This window comes from Prosthecobacter sp., from assembly GCF_044373815.1.
In the GTDB taxonomy this organism is placed as follows: Bacteria; Verrucomicrobiota; Verrucomicrobiia; order Verrucomicrobiales; family Verrucomicrobiaceae; genus Prosthecobacter.
Genome location: NZ_JBIPNG010000535.1, coordinates 1 through 4,227 on the forward strand (window position 1 = coordinate 1; position 4,227 = coordinate 4,227).

Sequence of the window (4,227 nt, forward strand, 5' to 3'; positions counted from 1 at the left end):
GAGGATTTCATAAAGAAGGGGCAATTCATTCCGGGCGGTCATCCTCTAATCACCTACCGGCAGCATGATCTTGATTGGGTGATGCAAACGATTGCCCCGCTTGTTCCGCTGGCTGAACCCTGGCAGGTTCCCTTGTTTTACAAAGGTAATGCGCAAGGTGGCGTGACCACGACATTTCTGAATTGCGTGTTGGCGGATGAGAAGTTGCCACTTCTCAAAAAGTATGAAGCCCTTGGCCTGCCCACCACCCTGACGCCGACATTGATTTCAGACATTGTCGCTGGTGGCCACTATGACGCTCTACTTCATCTGTTGCGCAATAATCCGAACCTTCCGCGAGTCATGTTCCGCATCCGGCGACACAAGCCGGACTTCGGCACGTCGATGCGTCAGCTCTGGCTATGCCAACCGAACCCTGATGGATCGAACGTGCTGGATCACTTTGATTCGCACGGACAAACACCGCTTCAATTGCCAGACGGCAGCCGCGTGTATGCTTGTCTCGATTGCCTTGCCCCGCCCGACCACAATCATGGGCCTGTTACCAAAGAATGCTTTTGGCTGGAGCGGATTACCGCCGACGGTCGTCGACGCCGTGACCACATCGTCACTCGCAACATCCGCCGCATCTGGCACATGGAGCCGGTTCCAGCAAACAACCACCAAATCCCAAGAATGATCCCGCTGGTCAAAGAGGTGGACGGGCGCTTTTTTTGGCTCGGCATCAACATGGAAACGCTTGCCTTTGGACAAAATGCTCCTCCTGAATGGCGTTCCACCATCAACGCTTGGGTGAATGGCGAGACTTGGCAGCACATTCTCTGTAAGTTCATCGAGCGAGGCAAGGCACAACGAGCAGCAAGCGTCGAGATGCCCATATCTGTGCTCAGCGATGACGAACTCAAACCTTAGCTCCAGATGAATATGGTTCATCCGCTGCTCTTCATCATCCCTGCCAGCTCTTCTCGCACCCGGCTCTTGAGTTCCGGTGGCCCCAGCACCCTTGCTTTGCTGCCCCAGCTCAGCACCCAGCGGGTGATTTCCTCCAGGCCGGACAGGTCCGCTTGAAACTCGATCACGCTGCCGTCCGGTTTCAGCTTTCGGATCGCTTGGGTGGAGTGCCACAGGCGCTCTGCCACCACACGGGCAGCGTAGCCTTCAAAGCGGATGTGCACCTCGTGTGTGCGCTTCTCCTCACCCGCATAGCTCCACACGCCGAAGCCGCCTCCCAGATGATCTCGTGCATTAAACTGGGGATTGCGCTCAAATTTCGCCTTCAGCAGGCTCAGGTTCGTTATGCGCTGAAGTGCAAAGGTTCGCACAGCCTTCCGTACAGGGTCATGGGCCAGCAAATACCAGCCGTGCTCGATCTGCCCCACATGATAGGGATGAACAGTGCGCTGCTCCGGCTTACTGCCGGTGAGTTTGTGATAATCAAAACTCACCTCCCTGCACGCCCGCACTGCATCGAGCAAATCACCAAATAGCGTCACATCCGCCGGCAGCACCCCAGAGGCCTTCACTGAAAAGGCTTCGTCCAGTTCATGCCATTCGATGGAAATCTCACCCGGACAGGCATTCGCAATTTTACTGAAGCTCTCCGTCAGCATGCGTTCCAAGCGGGTGCCCCGCAGCGGCTCCAGCGCATGTCGTGCCAGGAACAAAGCCACGAGGTCATTGCGGGACAGATGCAGCATCGGGAACTCATGCACCTCCCGAGTGTAGTAGTAGCCGTGCTTGAGCGGGTCATACTCCAGCGGCAGCCCGAGCTGTTCGCGCATGAAGGTCACATCCCGCTGGATGGTCTTGGTCGTCACCTCAATCTCCTTTGCCAGAGAAGAGCAGTTGGGATATTTGCCGGTGCGGATGATTTTGTGGATCTCCAGCACCCGCCACATCGCTGGACGGCTGGCACCGGAACGCAGAGATGGGGACGAAGCAGGAACCTTGGCTCGTGATGTTCGCGGGGTGGATACTTTAGGCATCTTAACGAAGATTAATGCAGAAAGTTCATCTGTCACCCCACCAATGTCCCACCCCCTGTGACATTTTGCGGCAACGATGAAAACCGACCCCATTCCACTCGCATCAAATAGCCTAACCGAAATTGCCTATATCCTGGACCGTAGCGGCTCCATGCAGCCCATGCAGGAACCCGCCGTCGCTGCTTTCAATGACTTTGTTCAATCGCAGATCGACGTGCCGGGAGAGGCCCGTCTGACACTTGTGCAGTTTGATGATCGTTACGAGGTGCCCATGCTGGCGCTTCGCCTGCAGGACGTTCCTCAGCTCACCGCAGCCACCTACGTTCCGCGTGGCAGCACGGCCTTACTCGATGCCATCGGCCGCACGATCCGGGACCTTGACACTCGTTTCCAAAAGCTTCCAGCCTCGCATCAGCCTGCCAAGGTCATTCTCGCCATCTTCACGGATGGCATGGAGAATGCCTCACGGGAATACAGCGCCAAGCACATCGGCGATCTCATTCACCTTTACCGCGAGACAAAAGGCTGGGAGTTCCTCTTCCTTGCTGCGAATCAGGATGCCATTGCCAGTGCCACTGTTATGAACATCGAATGTGCCGTCGCAGCCAATGTCACCTTCAGTGCCAAAGGCATCAAATCCACCGGCAGTGCCCTCGCTCGCAAAGTCCGTGCTTCTCGCCTCAAGGCCAGTGGCCACATGGATGCAGCTGCCGAAACGGACGGGGCCATGACCCTGGATGCCATTCTGCGGGAGGAGGAATCCAAATGATTTCCAGCAGAAATGAGCCGTTCCACGTCCCTTTCAAGGCCATGCCACAAACGATGCACGGTTTGTCCTCATCCATGAGCAAATGATGAATACCTCACCCCTCACAGGTTTTTTCGTCTTATGCGTGCTCAGCTGCCTTGCCGCTTCGCTCGCCGGCGCGATAGCACTGGGTCTCGTGTTTGCGGCGGCAGGTATCGCCAGTCGCACCTGCCATCGCCAGAATGCGGTCAGTGCCAACACGCCTCGTCCGGTCATTACCTACCTACAGCACGCTCGTGCATGTGAGCCGCTGATTAGCCTTCAGCGTGGGCAATTTGTCACCGTGCCTTGGCCACACACCCTTCAAGCGCATCTGCCTGCGGGAGTCCGCCTGCAAATCCTCGAAGCCACGCCCGAACGCATCCGCGTTATTGCAGTTTGAACGATCCATTCGACTGATCATGAGACGCCGCTCCTTTTTCGTTCGCATGCTGAATGCGTTGACTGCTTCTGCCACCGCATCATCAGCCGTCAGCACTGCACCGGTCCTTGCAATTCCTGATCCAGTCACCTTGCTGAACGCAGCGGACAGCGAAGTTCCAACTTGGCTTAGGCACTGGCGTGGCCTGTCACGCCATCCCATCTGGGAAAGTCCTGACCCCACAGCAGCGCTTTTGATTCACGCCGCCGAACGATCACAAAGTCTGCGGTTGAGCTATCAGGGTGGCACCATGCCAGGAGAGCCACGGCTTTTCTCACCGGCACTGGTGTTCCGTGTCGGGCAGTCCGATCCCCTTTACGTGAACGGCTGGTGCCATCACCGCAAAGCCCACCGCACTCTACGTCTGGATCAAATCACGCTGTAGTCGCCAATTCTCTTGTGAAAACTGCGATGAACGGAACGGAGCTCAAGAAAACGAGTTTTTGATTGTGCGAATATGATTAGGAACCCAAGATCAGAATAACCCAACCTCTTTAGAGATTTCACGCACATGCCCACCTCTGATTTCAGTGGCTTCGTTGCAGCAGCAGGCTCACTGAGCCTCGGCCCAGGCCAGATCTGCTGCAAGGTCATCCGCCTCGTAGTCCCGACATCTCACAGGCACGCCCCAGCGAGGCCCCCTCTCCTCTTAGTACTGCACCGCCAAGTCGGCTTTCACCCGAGCGCCCATCGCTTGTTCGGAAACTCCCCAATCGGCTGCGATGTCGGCAGGAATGTCAAGAATCAATCTCATGGCATAGGAAGGGTAGGAAGGCCCCGGCAGAGCGGATTGAGGGTAACCAAAGCTGCACCCCCGTCTGAGCTTATGCTTCAACGGAGCCGCTCTACCGGAACACGAAGACCATTCCATATAATACCCCCCCTTCAACCCCTATCTGATCTTATGAACAACACTTTCTTGACAGTGTTCTCATTGGCGGCACTTTCGCCGCATGAATCTCCCCGAAGGCTTCCATTCATGGCGTCTTGCCTTGGGAAACCCGTACGCTGGC

Annotated in this window: 5 protein-coding genes; 4 read left to right on the plus strand and 1 reads right to left on the minus strand. The window is 56.3% G+C overall.

All coding sequences use genetic code 11. From position 1 onward, the window contains the following. A partial coding sequence (locus tag ACIREA_RS27690; protein WP_397385558.1) for a hypothetical protein occupies positions 1–912 on the plus strand: 912 nt, incomplete at its 5' end. A 17-nt stretch (positions 913–929) separates the two neighbouring features. Here ACIREA_RS27690 and ACIREA_RS27695 read toward each other — a convergent pair. Further along, positions 930–1,985, minus strand: a complete 1,056-nt coding sequence (locus ACIREA_RS27695) for a helix-turn-helix transcriptional regulator (protein ID WP_397385559.1) — start codon at positions 1,983–1,985, stop codon at positions 930–932. A gap of 160 nt (positions 1,986–2,145) precedes the next feature. On the opposite strand from ACIREA_RS27695, the gene ACIREA_RS27700 reads away from it, so the two are divergent. From ACIREA_RS27700 to ACIREA_RS27710, 3 genes are all read left to right on the plus strand, one after another. Next, positions 2,146–2,754 carry a hypothetical protein gene (locus ACIREA_RS27700; protein WP_397385560.1) on the plus strand — a complete coding sequence of 203 codons (609 nt, stop codon included), beginning with the start codon at positions 2,146–2,148 and terminating at the stop codon, positions 2,752–2,754. Between the two features lie 82 nt (positions 2,755–2,836). After that, positions 2,837–3,175, plus strand: coding sequence for a hypothetical protein (locus ACIREA_RS27705; protein ID WP_397385561.1), 339 nt, complete (start codon positions 2,837–2,839; stop codon positions 3,173–3,175). A gap of 19 nt (positions 3,176–3,194) precedes the next feature. After that, the gene (locus tag ACIREA_RS27710; protein WP_397385562.1) at positions 3,195–3,599 is read left to right on the plus strand and encodes a WYL domain-containing protein; all 405 of its coding nucleotides are present in this window, start codon (positions 3,195–3,197) and stop codon (positions 3,597–3,599) included. The last annotated feature ends 628 nt before the right edge of the window (positions 3,600–4,227 follow it).